Source organism: Shewanella sp. 433 (assembly GCF_059338565.1).
This window is the reverse complement of sequence record NZ_CM181703.1, coordinates 2,997,928-3,016,175: the sequence shown is the minus strand read 5'-3', so window position 1 is coordinate 3,016,175 and position 18,248 is coordinate 2,997,928. Positions and strand designations below refer to the sequence as shown.

At 45.2% G+C, this 18,248-nt stretch carries 12 protein-coding genes and 16 tRNA genes; 16 read left to right on the top strand and 12 right to left on the bottom strand.

The genetic code is table 11. The annotated features are described in order from the left end of the window. Nucleotides 1–83: 83 nt before the first annotated feature. The 11 genes from AC5YB1_RS13350 to AC5YB1_RS13300 all read right to left on the bottom strand — a co-directional run bounded on the left by AC5YB1_RS13350 (nt 84) and on the right by AC5YB1_RS13300 (nt 4,900). Nucleotides 84–1,481, bottom strand: a complete 1,398-nt coding sequence (locus AC5YB1_RS13350; protein WP_494519570.1) for a TRAP transporter large permease — start codon at nt 1,479–1,481, stop codon at nt 84–86. Beyond that, nucleotides 1,481–2,119, bottom strand: a complete 639-nt coding sequence (locus AC5YB1_RS13345; protein ID WP_475516366.1) for a TRAP transporter small permease — start codon at nt 2,117–2,119, stop codon at nt 1,481–1,483. The genes AC5YB1_RS13350 and AC5YB1_RS13345 overlap by 1 nt, the downstream gene beginning before the upstream one ends. Nucleotides 2,120–2,207: 88 nt before the next feature. After that, on the bottom strand, nt 2,208–3,227 hold the full coding sequence (locus tag AC5YB1_RS13340; protein WP_494519569.1) for a TRAP transporter substrate-binding protein: 1,020 nt from the start codon (nt 3,225–3,227) through the stop codon (nt 2,208–2,210). 541 nt (nt 3,228–3,768) lie between these two features. Next, the gene (locus AC5YB1_RS13335; RefSeq protein ID WP_494519568.1) at nt 3,769–3,996 is read right to left on the bottom strand and encodes a hypothetical protein; all 228 of its coding nucleotides are present in this window, start codon (nt 3,994–3,996) and stop codon (nt 3,769–3,771) included. 150 nt (nt 3,997–4,146) lie between these two features. Next, nucleotides 4,147–4,222: transfer RNA gene (locus AC5YB1_RS13330), tRNA-Val, on the bottom strand. 37 nt (nt 4,223–4,259) lie between these two features. Further along, a tRNA-Val gene (locus AC5YB1_RS13325) sits at nt 4,260–4,335 on the bottom strand. Nucleotides 4,336–4,372: 37 nt separating this feature from the next. After that, nucleotides 4,373–4,448: transfer RNA gene (locus tag AC5YB1_RS13320), tRNA-Val, on the bottom strand. A 37-nt stretch (nt 4,449–4,485) separates the two neighbouring features. Beyond that, nucleotides 4,486–4,561 (bottom strand) — tRNA-Val (locus AC5YB1_RS13315). A 37-nt stretch (nt 4,562–4,598) separates the two neighbouring features. Continuing rightward, nucleotides 4,599–4,674, bottom strand: a tRNA-Val gene (locus AC5YB1_RS13310). Between the two features lie 37 nt (nt 4,675–4,711). After that, nucleotides 4,712–4,787 (bottom strand) — tRNA-Val (locus AC5YB1_RS13305). A 37-nt stretch (nt 4,788–4,824) separates the two neighbouring features. After that, nucleotides 4,825–4,900, bottom strand: a tRNA-Val gene (locus AC5YB1_RS13300). Between the two features lie 650 nt (nt 4,901–5,550). Here AC5YB1_RS13300 and gltX point away from each other — a divergent pair. From gltX to AC5YB1_RS13250, 10 genes are all read left to right on the top strand, one after another. Then, nucleotides 5,551–6,960: a glutamate--tRNA ligase gene (gene gltX / locus AC5YB1_RS13295; RefSeq protein ID WP_494519567.1), complete on the top strand. Its 1,410-nt coding sequence runs from the start codon at nt 5,551–5,553 to the stop codon at nt 6,958–6,960. A gap of 104 nt (nt 6,961–7,064) precedes the next feature. Beyond that, nucleotides 7,065–7,140, top strand: a tRNA-Ala gene (locus AC5YB1_RS13290). 161 nt (nt 7,141–7,301) lie between these two features. After that, nucleotides 7,302–7,377: transfer RNA gene (locus tag AC5YB1_RS13285), tRNA-Glu, on the top strand. A gap of 106 nt (nt 7,378–7,483) precedes the next feature. Then, nucleotides 7,484–7,559: transfer RNA gene (locus tag AC5YB1_RS13280), tRNA-Glu, on the top strand. A gap of 106 nt (nt 7,560–7,665) precedes the next feature. Continuing rightward, nucleotides 7,666–7,741 (top strand) — tRNA-Glu (locus AC5YB1_RS13275). A gap of 106 nt (nt 7,742–7,847) precedes the next feature. Next, nucleotides 7,848–7,923, top strand: a tRNA-Glu gene (locus AC5YB1_RS13270). A gap of 106 nt (nt 7,924–8,029) precedes the next feature. Then, nucleotides 8,030–8,105: transfer RNA gene (locus tag AC5YB1_RS13265), tRNA-Glu, on the top strand. A gap of 106 nt (nt 8,106–8,211) precedes the next feature. Beyond that, nucleotides 8,212–8,287, top strand: a tRNA-Glu gene (locus tag AC5YB1_RS13260). Nucleotides 8,288–8,393: 106 nt separating this feature from the next. Then, nucleotides 8,394–8,469: transfer RNA gene (locus tag AC5YB1_RS13255), tRNA-Glu, on the top strand. Between the two features lie 52 nt (nt 8,470–8,521). Then, nucleotides 8,522–8,597: transfer RNA gene (locus tag AC5YB1_RS13250), tRNA-Ala, on the top strand. Between the two features lie 497 nt (nt 8,598–9,094). Here AC5YB1_RS13250 and AC5YB1_RS13245 read toward each other — a convergent pair. Then, nucleotides 9,095–10,924, bottom strand: a complete 1,830-nt coding sequence (locus tag AC5YB1_RS13245) for an ABC transporter ATP-binding protein (RefSeq protein WP_494519566.1) — start codon at nt 10,922–10,924, stop codon at nt 9,095–9,097. 460 nt (nt 10,925–11,384) lie between these two features. Here AC5YB1_RS13245 and AC5YB1_RS13240 point away from each other — a divergent pair, with 460 nt between their 5' ends. The 6 genes from AC5YB1_RS13240 (at nt 11,385) to AC5YB1_RS13215 (ending at nt 18,204) form a co-directional block, all read left to right on the top strand. Then, entirely contained in the window at nt 11,385–14,087 is a 2,703-nt protein-coding gene (locus AC5YB1_RS13240; protein WP_494519565.1) for a TonB-dependent receptor, read from the top strand. A 27-nt stretch (nt 14,088–14,114) separates the two neighbouring features. Beyond that, nucleotides 14,115–14,840: a peptidase gene (locus AC5YB1_RS13235; RefSeq protein WP_494519564.1), complete on the top strand. Its 726-nt coding sequence runs from the start codon at nt 14,115–14,117 to the stop codon at nt 14,838–14,840. Then, complete coding sequence (locus AC5YB1_RS13230; protein ID WP_494519563.1) at nt 14,813–15,613, top strand: PepSY domain-containing protein; 801 nt, start codon at nt 14,813–14,815, stop codon at nt 15,611–15,613. Before AC5YB1_RS13235 ends, AC5YB1_RS13230 begins: the two co-directional genes overlap by 28 nt. 130 nt (nt 15,614–15,743) lie before the next feature. Continuing rightward, a complete protein-coding gene (locus AC5YB1_RS13225) occupies nt 15,744–16,328 on the top strand; it encodes a methylated-DNA--[protein]-cysteine S-methyltransferase (protein WP_494519562.1) in 585 nt (194 codons plus the stop codon). Between the two features lie 63 nt (nt 16,329–16,391). Beyond that, a complete protein-coding gene (locus tag AC5YB1_RS13220) occupies nt 16,392–17,690 on the top strand; it encodes a DEAD/DEAH box helicase (protein ID WP_494519561.1) in 1,299 nt (432 codons plus the stop codon). Between the two features lie 43 nt (nt 17,691–17,733). After that, complete coding sequence (locus AC5YB1_RS13215) at nt 17,734–18,204, top strand: phosphatase domain-containing protein (RefSeq protein WP_494519560.1); 471 nt, start codon at nt 17,734–17,736, stop codon at nt 18,202–18,204. The last annotated feature ends 44 nt before the right edge of the window (nt 18,205–18,248 follow it).

Here is an 18,248-nt window from a genome sequence, read left to right as displayed (position 1 = left end):
ATGTCCACATCAGCAATAGTGAGTCTGGCAAGGGTAAGTTACCTTTGCCAGACTCACTCAATTGTTAAGTAAAATCAAGTTGTTTAATAACCATTTAACTTATCAATATATTCAGGCAGGAATAACGAGATCTGTGGGACGTAAGTGATCAGCGCTAAGAAGAACAGCAGTAACACCAACCAAGGTAAACAGGATTGAATCACCCATCCCATGCTGCGCCCCGTGATCCCCGCGGTCACAAACAAGTTGAGCCCCACCGGCGGGGTGAGCATACCAATCTCCATATTGACCACCATGATGATGCCTAAATGGATAGGATCAATACCCAACTGCGTCGCGATTGGGAATAAAATCGGTGCCATGATGAGCAAAATCGCCGAGGGTTCCATAAAGTTACCGGCGGCCAGTAGCAGTAAGTTAACTATGATGAGGAAGCCCCATACGGGAAGCCCCATGCCAACTATGGTTTCGGCAATCAGGTGCGGGATGCGCTCAGTGGTGAGCACGTGGGCAAATAACATCGCATTAGCGATGATAAACAGCAGCATAATACTGACTTTAGCGCCATCTCTGACCACGTGGCGGATCTCTTTGTCCACCGGGGTTTTAAGCACGGCAAGCAAGATAAAACCGATATTACGTGCACAAGCCTTTAGAAGGGACTCGCCGCGCTCTCGCCAGCTGACATTTTTTAGTGGCCCAATATCGCGATAGCCAAATACGGCAATAAAGTAAGCGTAAACACACGCTACCGCAGCAGCTTCAGTAGGGCTGGCAATACCACCATAGATGGAACCTAGTACGATAAAAATTAGCGCTAGGCCGCCCATGGCTTTAGCGCTCGATATGGCCAGTACTTTTACCCCTGGGAAAGGGCGAGAGGGGAGTTTCTTAATACGCGCAACAATGTAGATGGCGAGCATGAGTAAAAGCCCCATCATTAATCCCGGTATTAACCCTGCCATAAACATTCTGGCTGCAGACACTTCGGTAGCGGCGGCGTAAACCAGCATGACGATGGAAGGGGGGATCAATATGCCTAATGTCCCTGAGGTGGTAATAACGCCCGCGGCAAATTTTTCCGGATAGCCCGCGCGCACCATACCCACGATGACGATAGAGCCAATGGCGGCAACGGTTGCAGGCGATGAACCAGAGACCGCAGCAAAGAGCATACAGGCCATGACAGAGGCCATGGCTAATCCGCCACGAATATGACCAACACTGTCCATGGCAAAGTCGATGATCCGCCGCGCCACACCACCGGTTGATAAGAAGGCTGAGGAGAGAATAAAAAAGGGGATCGCCAGCAGGGTATAATGCTCAGAGGTCGACTCATACAGTTTAAGGGCGATTGAGGCCAGTGAGTCATCAGAAAACAATAAGATGGTGAGCATGCTAGAAAAACCTAGCGCAATGGCAATAGGCATACCGATGAGCATGCACAGAAACAGACTAATAAACAGGATGGCAATCGTCATTACTTATCTCCCTTGGTGCCAACATCAGGCTTATCACTGTTATTTTCAGCAAGATGCATGCTTTCCTTGGCTTCATCGGCAAAACTAAAACCATCAGTTTTATTTTGTAAAATAGCGATAGCTAATTCGATAAAACGCCATGTGAGTAATGCAAAGCCAATTAATAAGATACTTTGTGACATCCACAGTGGTACGGCGGGCTCTTCAACATCGATGCGTAAATATTCCCAGGCATTGTCTGGGTCAAGCTGGCTAATTAAAAAGTGCGGTAAGTCGATGTCTTCCATCGGTACGCCCACTTGGTACATTTTTGCAAGGTAATCCCAGCTGCCTTGTAAAAACATAGCGCAGTAAATTAAGCAGACAATGACGGCAATAATAGCGGTGACTTTACGGCCTTTTTTGGGTAGTTTTTTGACAAAGGCATCGACGCCGATGTGGGCGCCGACCTTCACACCATAAGACATACCAAATAATACAAACCAACCACACAGGGTGAGTGTCAGTTCCTGGATCCACAGAAAACCTGTGTTAAAGAAAAAGCGCGCAATCACTTCAGCGAACACCAACACCGTCATGGTGGTGATTAACGCATTGAGCACACCTTCTTCAAAATATGAAAATACACGAGATATCATCTCTGTTGCTCCTTAAATAGGAAAGAGGCCGCCAGCCGTGAGCTCGGCCTCAATACATCCCTATTAGCTTAGCGAATCGTTATTGTTGTTATTTGTTTGCAGCGACGGCGGCTTCGATAAGATCTTTACCAATTTTATCTTCAAACTGTGCCCATACTGGCTTCATGGCAGTGACCCAAGCGGCGCGTTGTTCTGGAGTCAAATAGGTAATTTCTGAGCGCTTAGAGTCGATAATGGCTTGCTTATCTTTATCGACTTTGGCCGCCGCAATCTCGTTACCATAAGCAACCGCTTCATCTAAGGCAGCTTTGATCACTTTACGCTTATCATTTGGGAGTGATGTCCAGAATTCATCAGAGGTCACCACCATGTAATCTAAAACGCCGTGATTACTCTCGGTAATATGGCTTTGCACTTCGAAAAATTTCTTCGAGTAGATATTTGACCAGGTATTTTCTTGACCATCGATAGCACGTGTTTGCAGTAGCGTGAACACTTCTGAGAAGGGTTTTTTCACCGGTATCGCATCGACTGCTTGAAATTGGGCAGCCAAAACGTCAGATGCCATAATGCGAAACTTTTTGCCGCCAGCATCTTCCGGCAAGATCAGTGGGCTACTGGCGGAAAACTGCTTCATGCCATTGTGAAGATAACCAAGCCCGACAAGGCCTTTTCGCTTCATCGAGTTTAATAATTTTTGTCCTGACTCGCTTTGTTGAAAACGATTAACCGCTTCCATATCTTGAAATAGGAAAGGTAAATCAAAAATTTGTAGTTTCTTGGTGTAACGTTCAAATTTAGACAGCGACGGTGCTACAAATTGCACATCATTGAGCAGTAATGCTGACAATTCGTTATTGTCACCAAACAACTGAGAATTAGGAAAGACGTTTACCTGATATTCGCCAGGGAGTCGCTCTTCGACTAAGGCTTTAAATTTAAGGGCCATTTGGCCTTTTGGCGTATTCTCTGCAACCACGTGAGAGAACTTAATTTCTACTGGGGCGGCAAACACCGACAGGCTGGCAGTTAATAAGGTTACTACCGAGGTTAGCTTAGCCAGCCGTTTAAGTGAGTGCAGAGTGAAATTGGTGTTTGATATGCTCATATTTTTTCCCTTATGTTATTAATCCTTTTGGCTTTATGGGCCACAAAGGCTGAGTTTACTGATGAACTTAATAGGGAAGTATAGGCAAGGAGTGGGCCATAAATGTTATTTTTATGTAAAACCAAAGATCTCAATAGGTTGCATTTAGTGCTGTGTTTCAGCGAGTTGACTAATGGGGCAGATCTCGCCAGTTAAATTAACCTAAATGGGTGGGAAATGACCCATTTAGGTCGCAAGCCTTATCCAGCAGCAGGATTTGAGTACTCATTTAGTTAGTACTCATGTTGGTAAGGAGTTTGACGTTGTGCGAGAAAGTGAGCGAGTTCTGAGTGTTATGGTCAACATCACGACTAAATAAATGGAGTAAGCATCGAGTGACGTAATGTCAGATTAGGTAGAATAGCGGGCGGAGGGAATAAGAAGAGTGGGAATAGGGTTTATCAAATCCTTAGTTTTTTATGCTGTAGCGTACAAGAGAGAGTATCTTGAGAGAAACAGCACCTACTCACTCGCTAAGTTACTGTAACTCTTGTTGGTAGCGTTATTTTATTGGGTCAATTCGTTTCATAATAGCGTCGCTAGGTAATAATTCTAAATGGCCGTGAGCATCAAAATACCAGCCTGTAATAAAGCCTTTTTGCCGCATAGCCACTAAATTCTGCATGACTTCTTTAGCTTCAACCATAGCTTGCTGCTCATCACATTCATGAGTGAGCTTTAAATAGGCTGCAATACTTGCCAGTGAGGCAGATTGTGTGACTTCGGCCATAATAACCACCAATACTCATCGGTTGTTGAATTCAATATTATTGAAGAATAGTCGAGGCGAGTCGTTTAGCAATGACAAATTTGAACCAAAACTTATGGCTAATAGGCTGATTAATTCTAAATAGGGAATTGTAATGCAAAAGAGGAAATATGGTGGTCGATACTGGGCTCGAACCAGTGACCCCCTCCTTGTAAGGGAGGTGCTCTCCCAGCTGAGCTAATCGACCTGGGATTTCATAATGTTTTAATTCTTTATGAAAAGAATGGTGGTCGATACTGGGCTCGAACCAGTGACCCCCTCCTTGTAAGGGAGGTGCTCTCCCAGCTGAGCTAATCGACCTGGGATTTCATAATGTTTTAATTCTTTATGAGAAGAATGGTGGTCGATACTGGGCTCGAACCAGTGACCCCCTCCTTGTAAGGGAGGTGCTCTCCCAGCTGAGCTAATCGACCTGGGATTTCATAATGTTTTAATTCTCTATGAAAAGAATGGTGGTCGATACTGGGCTCGAACCAGTGACCCCCTCCTTGTAAGGGAGGTGCTCTCCCAGCTGAGCTAATCGACCTGGGATTTCATAATGTTTTAATTCTCTATGAAAAGAATGGTGGTCGATACTGGGCTCGAACCAGTGACCCCCTCCTTGTAAGGGAGGTGCTCTCCCAGCTGAGCTAATCGACCTGGGATTTCATAATGTTTTAATTCTCTATGAAAAGAATGGTGGTCGATACTGGGCTCGAACCAGTGACCCCCTCCTTGTAAGGGAGGTGCTCTCCCAGCTGAGCTAATCGACCTGGGATTTCATAATGTTTTAATTCTTTATGAAAAGAATGGTGGTCGATACTGGGCTCGAACCAGTGACCCCCTCCTTGTAAGGGAGGTGCTCTCCCAGCTGAGCTAATCGACCTCGCTGTGTGGGGCCGTATTATAGGGAGCGTTGATCGAGTGTCAACGCTTTTTTCGATAAAAACGTTAGTCCGGTTCAAATTTGTGCGGACTGCGTTAATGTTAAACAGAGAGGGGGCTTACATCAGCTTGAAGCGATTAAATATTGTCTGTTGTGTTAGGGGATCTCATTGAATCACTGGGAGCAATTCAACTTGCTAAAGATAAAGCCTGGCTTTTAGAGGCAGCATAACCTTGTGCTACTGAGGTTCTTTATTGGGAGCCGTTACCATAGTCCAGTTTAAGGTAAGTCGAGTTAGCGTTTTTAATTGCTAGATTCGAGAGGTCATTGACCGATACTGCTCAATAATTGCTTTTTGGGTATCAAAGCGAATCTATTAGTCTGTTTCAATACTCATTAGATTAATGTCCTGTATAAAGTATAAATGCGCTTACCTTACGCTTACCTTAAATGAGTGGCTCCAATATTAATGATTAAAGGCACCAAGTGTACATTTAGTTTGTGGCAGCCTTGTGGTGGCTGTCGATGATGGCTTATCGCGATGATATGATGCAGAGTATTTTCTCTTAGTGGGTTTGGCTGTTAGAATAGCCACCACATTTAATAGTTCAGTCTACTCTAGACTTTCGACAATAGGTTTATGTCCCATTATGACGACTAAGACGCGTTTTGCTCCAAGTCCTACCGGCTTTTTACATGTAGGTGGTGCTCGTACTGCACTTTATTCATGGCTATATGCCCGTGCTAACCAAGGTGAATTTGTTTTACGTATCGAAGATACCGATATAGAGCGTTCAACACCTGAAGCATGCGAAGCCATATTAGAAGGCATGCAGTGGTTGGGACTCAATTGGGATGAAGGTCCATACTACCAAACCAAGCGTTTTGATCGTTACAACGAAATCATTGCTCAGATGCTAGAGCAGGGCACTGCGTATAAGTGTTACTGTACCCGTGAACGCATCGAATCTATGCGTGAAGAGCAAGCGGCCAAGGGTGAGCAACAAAAATATGACGGTTACTGTCGTGATAAAGCACCACGAGACACTGACGAGCCGTTCGTTATTCGTTTTAAAAACCCGACAGAAGGCAGCGTAGTATTTGATGATCATGTTCGTGGTCGTATCGAAATCTCTAATGAGCTGCTCGATGATCTGATTATTGCCCGTACTGACGGCACACCGACTTATAACTTCTGTGTTGTGGTTGATGACTGGGATATGGGGATCACTTGTGTTGTGCGTGGTGAAGACCACATTAATAACACCCCTCGTCAAATCAACATTCTTAAAGCGCTAGGTGCACCAATTCCAGAATACGCCCATGTGGCGATGATCTTGGGCGATGATGGTGCCAAGCTATCTAAGCGCCATGGTGCAGTAGGGGTGATGCAGTATCGTGATGATGGTTTCTTACCTGAAGCGCTACTGAACTATCTCGTGCGTCTAGGTTGGTCTCATGGCGACCAAGAAGTGTTTTCTATCGATGAGATGAAACAACTATTTAAGCTCGATGATATCAATAAAGCCGCCTCGGCTTTTAATACCGATAAGCTTATATGGTTGAACCAGCATTATATGAAAGAGCTAGCACCTGAATACGTGGCTAAGCATCTTGAATGGCATATGGCCGATCAAAACATCGATACCAGTAATGGCCCAGCGCTAGCTGAAGTGGTTACCGCATTGGCTGAGCGTGCGAAGACTCTTAAAGAGTTGGCGGCGTCTAGTCGTTACTTCTATGAAGACTTTGCTGAGTTCGATGAAACTGCCGCTAAAAAGCATCTTCGTGGTGTAGCGCTGGAGCCATTACAACTGGTTCAGCAAAAATTAGCCGCATTACCAGAGTGGACATTGGAAGGAATTCACCAAGCGATTGAAGATACCGCGACTGAATTAGACGTTGGTATGGGTAAGGTCGGTATGCCACTGCGCGTTGCCGTAACTGGTGCGGGTATGTCACCTGCTGTTGATTTAACCTTATTCCTCGTTGGAAAGGCTCGTTGTGAGCAAAGAATCTCCAAAGCGATTGAATTTGTAGCAAATAGAATAAATTCCTAAAAAACGAGTTGACACTTTTGGGTGTGCTGCATAGAATGCGCCTCGCAGTTGGGACACAGCGTAGCAAATGCTTGCAGTGCACTCAAAGGTGATAAGTTAGGTAAGGGGCCTTAGCTCAGCTGGGAGAGCGCAACACTGGCAGTGTTGAGGTCAGCGGTTCGATCCCGCTAGGCTCCACCATCTACTTTGTCTAAGCATTGATATTCTTGGTTAACAAGAGCGCCTACAGGCATCAATGAGTATTCACTCGATACAGAGTATAACGTATCACCTAGCATTGATGTTTAGCCTACAGGCATTAATGAGTATTCACTCGGTACAGAGTATAACGTGCCAACAGTGTCCCATTCGTCTAGAGGCCTAGGACACCGCCCTTTCACGGCGGTAACAGGGGTTCGAATCCCCTATGGGATACCACTTTTTGAGTGGTTGACTGACAAGTTGACGATTCGATAGCGTTGAAGCGATAGCCTACTGGCTTCAATGAGTATTCACTCGGTACAGAGTATAACGTACCAACAGTGTCCCATTCGTCTAGAGGCCTAGGACACCGCCCTTTCACGGCGGTAACAGGGGTTCGAATCCCCTATGGGATACCACTTTTTGAGTGGTTGACTGACAAGTTGACGATTCGATAGCGTTGAAGCGATAGCCTACTGGCTTCAATGAGTATTCACTCGGTACAGAGTATAACGTACCAACAGTGTCCCATTCGTCTAGAGGCCTAGGACACCGCCCTTTCACGGCGGTAACAGGGGTTCGAATCCCCTATGGGATACCACTTTTTGAGTGGTTGACTGACAAGTTGACGATTCGATAGCGTTGAAGCGATAGCCTACTGGCTTCAATGAGTATTCACTCGGTACAGAGTATAACGTACCAACAGTGTCCCATTCGTCTAGAGGCCTAGGACACCGCCCTTTCACGGCGGTAACAGGGGTTCGAATCCCCTATGGGATACCACTTTTTGAGTGGTTGACTGACAAGTTGACGATTCGATAGCGTTGAAGCGATAGCCTACTGGCTTCAATGAGTATTCACTCGGTACAGAGTATAACGTACCAACAGTGTCCCATTCGTCTAGAGGCCTAGGACACCGCCCTTTCACGGCGGTAACAGGGGTTCGAATCCCCTATGGGATACCACTTTTTGAGTGGTTGACTGACAAGTTGACGATTCGATAGCGTTGAAGCGATAGCCTACTGGCTTCAATGAGTATTCACTCGGTACAGAGTATAACGTACCAACAGTGTCCCATTCGTCTAGAGGCCTAGGACACCGCCCTTTCACGGCGGTAACAGGGGTTCGAATCCCCTATGGGATACCACTTTTTGAGTGGTTGACTGACAAGTTGACGATTCGATAGCGTTGAAGCGATAGCCTACTGGCTTCAATGAGTATTCACTCGGTACAGAGTATAACGTACCAACAGTGTCCCATTCGTCTAGAGGCCTAGGACACCGCCCTTTCACGGCGGTAACAGGGGTTCGAATCCCCTATGGGATACCACTATTTAACCTTTTGTGTTATCTATGGTTTTCATTTATAGTAACGTGAATTTGGGGCCTTAGCTCAGCTGGGAGAGCGCAACACTGGCAGTGTTGAGGTCAGCGGTTCGATCCCGCTAGGCTCCACCAAATCAACGTCTTGTACGTTGGAAGAAACCACCTTAATTGGTGGTTTTTTTTCGCCTAAATTTTTGATTCAGACTTCATGGGCCACTATGCCTTTGCCTGACTCGACTCTCTGGCTCTCCGACGTCTTGACTGATTCTCTGGCATTTTTATGTCTTCAGCTAATGTCCGTGATGACACTCTCCTAATTTCAGCTAAACCATTGGCCATATCAGCTTGTTAGCGACCAGCGCTGATCTCTGGTGCGCGTCACCTATTGATAGCTAATGAGCCTATTGAGATAGTGTCTACAGAGCTCTCGTCTAATCAGATGGTGGCAATTCAGGATTCAGATCGTAATGATTCAGATAGTGGCGATGATAACCCAAGTGCCAAGCGGTTTTCTGCCTGTAGAAAGCGGACTGTGCAGGTAAGGTTAGCTACTTAATCTTAAGGCATAAAAAAAGCCTCTTTGCTGGGAATGTGGGCAAAGAGGCTGATATTGAGATTAAGGTGCAGGCTTACTCAATGCCTAAGAAGCCGCCAGTTTGATGTGCCCAAAGCTGAGCATAAATGCCGCCTTGTGCGATCAATGCTTGGTGTGTGCCTTGTTCAACAATTTTGCCTTGATCCAGGACGATAAGTCGGTCCATGGCTGCAATCGTTGACAGGCGATGAGCGATGGCGATCACGGTTTTGCCTTCCATCAGCTGATATAAACTCTCCTGAATCGCCGCTTCAATTTCAGAGTCTAATGCCGATGTGGCCTCGTCAAGCAGTAAGATAGGCGCATTTTTGAGTAATACTCTTGCAATGGCGATGCGTTGGCGTTGACCGCCGGAGAGTTTGACGCCGCGCTCGCCGACCTGAGCATCTAATCCATGATTACCTTCAGGATCGCTTAACTCATTAATAAAGTCATAGGCCTGCGCTTGTCTGATGGCATTTTCTAACTCCTCTTCTGTAGCATCTGGCTTACCGTAGCGAATGTTGTCACGGATGGAGCGATGCAGCAGGGAGGTGTCTTGAGTCACCATACCAATATTTGAACGCAGCGAGTCTTGTGTCACCAGTCTGATGTCCTGATTGTCAATGGCAATTGTGCCTTTTTCGACATCATGAAAACGCATCAATAGGTTAACTAGGGTTGATTTACCCGCACCAGAACGGCCCACCAGTCCAACTTTTTCACCGGCTTTGATATTGAGGTTTAGCGCATCGATAACGCCGCTCTTTTCGCCATAATGAAAACTGACGTTGTGAAAATCGATTTTGCCTTCGCGCACCGCTAATTCGCTGGCTTGCTCACTGTCTTCAATGTCTGTGGGTTTGGCCAGGGTGTTCATGCCATCGGTAACGGTACCGATATTTTCAAACAGTGAGCTAATTTCCCACATGATCCACTGCGACATGCCGTTTAAACGTAAGGATAAACTCACCGCTACTGCTATCGCGCCAATGGTGATGGCACTGTCACGCCATAGCCAAATAGAGACCGCGGCAATGGTAAAGGCCAGCAGGTAGTTTATCACCTGCACGCTCACGTTAATGCCTGTAACCAAGCGCATTTGTCGATAAACTGTGTCAAGGAAACCTGTCATGCTCTCTTTGGCATATTGTGCTTCTTGCTGCGTATGAGAAAACAGTTTCACCGTGGCGATATTGGTATAGCTATCGACAATACGTCCTGTCATGGATGAACGTGCATCAGCTTGTTCTGTCGACACTTTTTTTAGTTTTGGCAAGAAATAGATCTGCAGACCAATATATAAGCCTAACCAGATTAACATGGGGAGCATCAAGCGAAAGTCGGCATCGGCGATGATCACCAACATCGACAAAAAATAAACCAAGATATACACCAGAACATCCAGTAATTTGGTGACGGTTTCACGCACGGCCAGTGACGTTTGCATCACTTTAGTGGCGATACGACCGGCAAAGTCATTTTGATAAAAGGATACGCTTTGTTTGAGTAGATATCGATGGGCTAACCAACGAATTGACATCGGGTAGTTACCCAGCAAGCCTTGATATACCACTAACGCATGCAGCAACACTAAGAGCGGAATGACCACCAAAACGAGTACTGACATCATCAGTAGTTTGCCACCTTGTTGTTCAAACAAGGTCTCGGGATCGTGGTTTGCCAATAAATCCACTAAATCCCCCATAAAGGCGAAGAGTGAGACCTCTAATATGGCTAAGGCGGCAGTTAAAATTGACATTAATACGAGGGGTATTTCAAACCCTTTGGTGTAATGCCGACAAAAAGCGTAAATACCCCTTGGCGGTTGTTGGGGCTCATCATCGGGTAAGGCGTTAACCCAAGATTCAAATAACTTAAACATTAATGTCCTTATGGCTTAGAGACTGAGAATGAGTGATAAATTTTTGTGAATATCACATATTACCAGAAGCTTAATGATTAATGCCTATTAAGCGTTAACTAAAGCAAATTTATGCAAAAGTACCCAATAGGCCAAGGTGGGTTAAGATTTAGGATCACTTCAGGGCTTATATGAAGTGTAATTGCACTGCTCTGAGCACCGCCAGTCTGATGGCGTCTGCCACTGTAGATTGGAGCTAATTTGTTATCGCTCTAAACCTGTTTTCATTGAGCAGCGCCTCTAATTTGCATTGCCTAATATATTTTTATTTATGGTAGCTTAATTTCTACTTTGAAAGCGTATTTGTGAGGTTTACCCTAGAAGGTGTGACATTTTGCCGCAGTTATCCAAGCTATAATTGAACTTAAAATTCAATAAGATATAAACGACAGTAGGTTAAATAAATTGGTTAGGACTGTTTATGTACCGTCGTTTTTTGATGACTTCACTTACTATTTCTTTGGGTTTGACGCCCGCTTTTTATGTTTATAGTGCCGATCCCAGTGCTGAACGATTATTGAGTAATGCACAGATTACGCTAACCCCTGATATGGAACGTGTCTCTATTACAGGCAGTCGGATCTCCCGAGAGGAGATCGCTTCTACGGCGCCAATCACGGTATTTACCGCAGATGATATTGAAAAAACCGGAGCGACTTCAGTTGATGTTGTACTACAAAGAATGTCAGCCTCTGCAGGTTTCGCTGGTAACCAAACCAATGCTTATTGGACTGAAGGGGGTTATGGCTCAACTCAAGTTAATCTGCGTGGATTAGGGGTTAATCGGACGCTTGTCTTGTTAAATGGCCGTCGCATGGTCAACAGTGGTACAGGTGCAAACTCGTCCGTGGATCTCAATACTATTCCAGTGAGTGTGATACAACGCATTGAAGTGTTGAAAGATGGTGCATCCGCAGTTTATGGAGCCGATGCCGTTGCTGGCGTAGTTAATATTATCACTAAGCAACAAATTGATGGGGTAGAGTTACAAGGCCGAACAGGCATCACTGAACAAGGCGATGGAGAACAGTATCAATTTGATGTTGCCTTAGGGCATGTTGGTCATAGCAGTAGTGCCTACATAGCGATGAGTTATGACAAAACCCAAGCAGTCGATATGTTAAGCCGTGCTCCTTGCCCGCTTGAGGAGCAAGATAGTGAGCTTGTTTGTGGCGGGAGTACGGCTATGCCTGGTGGTAGGGGCTACTTTATTGACGAAAATGGTCATCTCATAGGTGAAGAGGTTAAACTGTTACCTGATGGCTCATTACCTTATAAAGGCAATGATAAAGATAACTACTACCAATACTTTAATGCAGTGCAGCCGGTTGAACGTATTAATTTATTTGCTTACGGTGAATATGACGTAGCAGGGAGTGTGCAGTTTTTTACTGAGGCCATGTATACCCACAGAACCTCCCAACTTCCCGCCACTCCTCAAAGCGTATCGGGTATCGAGATCCCTGCTTGGCATCAATCGAATCCGACCGACAGTGACTTTCTCCTTAAGAGTCGCAGGCTTGCCGAAGCGCCCAGAGAGTTTAATATTCGTTCCGACACTTGGCGACTCGTCACCGGTTTGCGAGGGGAGCTTGATCACCATTTACAGTGGGATATGAGCGTTAATTACGGCAGTAATCGTGGCGCTTTTGAAGTCACTAATGTCATTAATAATGCCCGACTTGCAGAAGTTACTGATTATAACCTGTGTAGCCGTAACTCAAATATACCCTGTGCCGATTTGTGGGGAGAGGGTTCTCTTACTCCACATATGTTGGACTATTTTCTATTTGATATGCGTGACGAGGGGGGTAACGAACAATTTAGTATCGCCGCCAATGTTACTGGTGATTTAGGAGAGTTACCTGCGGGCTCGGTTAGTTTTGCTGCAGGTATTGAACACCGTAAAGAGAAAGGCTGGAATGATCCCTCGCCATTGAAAATCAGTGGCGAGGCAAACACTGCACAACAGGATCCCATCAATGGTAGTTACACTGCTGATGAGCTCTATTTTGAAGCATTTATTCCCTTACTAAGTGATTTTGCCTTTGCTAAGCAAGTCGATCTGACTGCTGCATTGCGTTATTCATATTTCGACACATTTGGCGGCGATACCAATTATAAATTTGGCTTGCAATGGGCGATTAATAACGAAGTAACGCTGCGAGCGACCCAATCTTCCGCATTTAGAGTGCCAAATATTCCTGAGTTGTTTGGTGGTATAGATCAAGGCAATATGAATACCACTGATCCTTGTAGTGAGTGGAGCCAACTCGATACCAGCTCAAACCGTTATGCTAACTGTATGGCTGCTGGTGTACCGGCGGATCACAAGCAAGAGGGCACGATTTTAACCGATCGTGGCGGTAATTCGGAATTAGAGCCTGAAGAGGCGAACACCTTTACGGCCGGTATTGTCTGGAATGTGGGCCAGATAGAGGAGTTAAACATCACACTTGATTATTTCAAAATAAAAATTGAAAACGCTATCAACTCTGTTAACGGTTCAAGTAAGCTAGCTGCTTGTTACGATAGTGCTGGTATGTCACATCCATTTTGCAGTGACCAACACTTTGTTCGTGACCCATTAACCGGTGAAATAACTTACTTACAAACCCTGTTAGGTAATGCCGCCAATGAAGAAGTATCAGGGGTGGATATGGCTGTATTCTACCAAAAAGATATCTGGGGTTTTTCAACTAATACCACATGGGAAGTCAGCTACTTACATCAATATGACCTGCAGACTTATGTTGGCGCACCTGTTGATTCACGTGCTGGTACAATAGGTTATGATGGTAGTTATACACAATGGCGCTCTAATCTTTATGTGGACCTTGTTGATGCCAAGTGGCGCTATAGCTATAACATTCAGTATATTGGTGCGGCAGATGATCAATATGCTAATGAAGGCGATATAGGTGATAGTGTTGATGCTACGGCTTACCATAACCTTCAAGTGCGCTATCAGTTAAATGATGATATTGCATTAACTGGTGGTATAGATAACCTGTTCGATAAAGCCGCGCCCTATAGTCAGAGTTATACTGACGGCAATACGAATACCATGACTTACGACTTAATGGGGCGCCGTTATTATATTGCTCTGAAATGGTTTCTATAGCGTTAATATTAAAGGTCGGTTATAAAATTGAATTTATCAAATATCAGGTACACAAGGGTGTTTTGTGCTCATTTTCTACACCGTTGGCTGATGCTTATTTTAGCGTTACCAATCACAATTTGGGCGCTCACTGGCAGTTACTTTGTGTTAATGGATCTTAGTTTTATTCGTAGTGATCATGTGCGTGCACAGTACATGAGTAATATTGTACCTAGTAAAGTGACATATCCGATATCTGAGGTTTATCAACGTTATGCAAATGCCGATGAAATTTTACTCAAAGTAATGGCCAATACTCATTACTATCAAGTCCAAGTGGATGGCGAGTCGATTTTACTTGATGCTAATCATGGTGAGTTAGTAACCGAGATCTCCAAGCAGCAAGCAATCGGGATAGCACAAGAGTTTCAGCATCAACAATCAATACCTGTTTACGCTAAGTTAATCAATGTAGAGCTCATTAAAGACCTTGCGCCAACAGAGCTTGCTAAACGTCACTTACCTGTTTGGCGGTTGGATTTTGATGATAATGCAGCCAGTACCATTTACTTATCATCCATCACAGGCGATGTTGTCGCTCATAGACATGATTATTGGCGTGTATTCGATCTATTCTGGAAATGGCATATCATGGATTACGATGATGGTGAAGCTATTGATAACAAACTGTTACTGTTCACTTCGCTTACGGCAATTGTTGCCGTAAGTGCCGGAACACTGCTGATATGGCAACGTCGCCGGAAGTATATGTAATGGCGGTTTATTCTACTCCAGAAAAAATTAAGCCCCGGCGCCGGAAGCCATTTAAACGCTGGATAAAGATTTGTCATTATTGGCTTAGCACTTTGGTGTGTGTGCAGCTTATTATATGGCTAATAACAGGCGTGTATTTCAATCTTACACCTCATGATGAACTAAGAGGTATGATATATAACCACAGTCATCATAGTGAAGCGCAATCACTCAACCTTGACCCAGAGCAGTTGTTAGATGTCACTAGTGTACTTGAATTACAACCGCAAACCCAAAGAGTTAAGCTCATCACGATTGCAGAACAACCCATATATTTACTTAATGGTAAGTTGCAACGTTATCAATATCAGTGCCAAGAACAGATAATGGTCGATGCTTACACAGGCACACAATTCATTATAAATAGCACCATAGCGGAGCTTTTGGCACTAAACAGTTATATGGGGCCGGGGCAAGTGACCAGTATAGAAAAGGTATCCGCCGCGCACAACGAATGGCCTAAACAGTGCAACCCAATGTGGAAAATTAGCATGGATGATGATTTGTCGACCCGGATCTACATCAATGCTGTTAATGGTGATTTAGTCGGGCATAAGAATCAGCAAACTCAAATTGCAGATTTGATGTTTAAACTTCACTTTATGGATTACCTAAATCAAGGCAGTTTTAATAATCCGTTTAGCTGGCTATTTGCAATATTAACGCTGGTGGCATCTTTATCTGGTTTGTATTGGGTTGTTGAGAACCTAGCATTAAAACGGTATCGGATATGAGTCAGTCTTATTAAAAGCATCTTCTGGAGTCACTGGGTGTTCTAGCGATGGCTGGTTCATCACTCGTTAGCTCATATGATGGGGTATTTTTTTTGGGGAAATATCTAACTTGTTAGTTTTGGAGTCTGCAATGAGTCTAGTTTGTGTCAAACACTATCGAGCGATGTCGAGAAGCGATGGTGAAGCGAGCTTTATGCCAATAGTAAAGCAGGTGTTGGCGACAAACATTGGCACGATTGTTATCGCTGCCAATCGATTTGGTATTTCTCATTTGACCTTTGCGCCAAATGAGACCGACAACTGGGTATCAAGGAGTGTTGCCTTAATCGCTGCAACAGATGCAGACAAGCAGCTAGCCGAAGTGTATTTAAATCAAGCCAAGAGCGAGATAGAACAATACCTCTTAGGGCAACTGACAGAATTCACGGTGCCGTTAGCTCCCGTTGGCACGGTATTCCAACATCAAGTGTGGCAGGCCTTGTTAGCCCAGCCTTACGGAAAATCCTGTAGTTATAGCGATATAGCCAACTTTATTGATAATCCCAACGCGGTGAGGGCAGTGGGTCGTGCTAACGGCGCGAATCACATTGCGATTATTATCCCCTGTCATCGAATCATAGGTAAAAGCGGTACCTTAACGGGGTATGCCTATGGGCTTGAGATAAAACAGCAACTATTGACCTTAGAGTGCGGTGGTGTTGCTGGTAAATTGTAAGCTTTCTGGATGCTTTTACAGTACAATATTGGGCTATATAATATTTTGGCACCCTGTTTAGTTATGACCTCAGAAAACCGTTCCGTTACTGGCACCCCCAGTCCTATCACTTTTAGCCAGCTTAATCTTAATGACACATTGCTAGCGCGCTTGCAAACCTTGGGTTATGTCCAACCTACAGCGGTGCAGCAGCAGGCTATTCCTGTAGTGCTAGCGGGGGGCGATCTCTTAGCAGGTGCCAATACTGGATCGGGTAAGACGGCCGCTTTTGCGCTGCCTTTGCTACAAAAACTGAGCGGTCAACGTGTCAGTGGTGGGAACTATGTCAGCGCATTAGTCTTAGTGCCCACGCGTGAGCTGGCCCAGCAGGTTGCCGACAGCTTTATCCGTTATGGCGCTGGGCTCGAGCCTAAGGCGAAAGTATTGGCTGTCTATGGCGGCGTATCGGTTAATACCCAGATGTTAGCCCTACGTGGTGGCGCTGACGTATTAGTTGCAACGCCAGGGCGACTACTCGATTTAGTGTCTAGCAACGCAATAAAGCTAAGCAAGGTACAGACTTTAGTACTCGATGAAGCCGATCGCATGTTAAACCTTGGGTTTGACGACGAACTTCAGCAGATCTTAGCCCTGTTACCCAAGCGTAAGCAGACTTTGCTGTTTTCGGCGACGTTTCCTGAAGAGGTACGCGAGCTTACCTCGGCGCTATTAGAAAAACCGGTTGAGATCCAGCTGCAAGATGATGAGCCGCAAACCATCAGTCAACGAGTATTTACTGTCAATCGTGAGCGTAAAACCGCGTTACTGGCTGAATTAATTAAGAGCCATGCCTGGTCACAGGTGCTGGTATTTGCCAGTGCCAAAAATAGCTGTAATCGTGTAGCGCAGAAGTTGGCTAAACAAGGTATTACGGCCGAGGTTTTTCATAGCGATAAAGCGCAAGGGACCCGAACCCGTCTGCTGGAGGCTTTTAAGCGTGCAGAAGTGACGGTACTTATCGCGACCGATATTGCCGCCCGTGGTATCGATATCGAAAAACTACCTGTGGTGATCAACTACGAACTGCCGAGAAGTCCAGCCGATTATATGCATCGTATTGGGCGCAGTGGTCGAGCAGGCGAGGCCGGTGAAGCGATTTCGCTGATAAGCCATGAAGACTATCATCACTTTTCAGTCATAGAGAAAAAGAACAAGATTCGTCTACCAAGAGAGCAATATCCAGGTTTCGAAGCCGATGAGCAAGTGCCAGAGGAGAGCCTCTCTCGTATGGACAAGCCAATGGCAAAACCTGCTGGAACGGGCAAGAAAAAGCGTAAAAAGTTACCTAAGATCAATGAACAACTATGGAGTAATAAGCCATAGTAAGTTTTCGTTTTCTGTTAATGAATAGATAAAAGGAAGGGTTATGCAGCACCTTTTTTGGTTGGTAGAAGGACGAATCGCGGGTCGATGTGGACCCAATAAGGAAGACTGGGACATTAACGAGTTAAAACAAGGCGGTATCGGCGCCGTGTTATCGGTTAATGGTGGCGAGATGTGTGAGCCTGAGGTGCTTGAAGGTCACGGGCTTCGTTACGCCTGTATTCCTTTTTCTAGTAATGTTCCTCCTCTAGCGGGGGATGTTGAAATATGTGCCGAACAGTTACCTAAAGCGCTGGCGTTTATTAAGCAGTGTGAAGCTGATGATATTGCCCTGCTTATCCATTGTCGCTCAGGAAAAGACCGTACAGCGTTGTTGATGGCCTATTATTTGATGAGCAATGGAGCTGCGCCGCTGCATGCGGTGAGTCAAGTACGTGCTATTCGTGATATTGCTTTTAGCGCAGAGGGCTGGGATCAGTTCGCGTATGACGTACTATACGCTTTACAAGATTGATACTCATAGCCTATGTTAATCAGTAGGCTATTGAACTGATTATC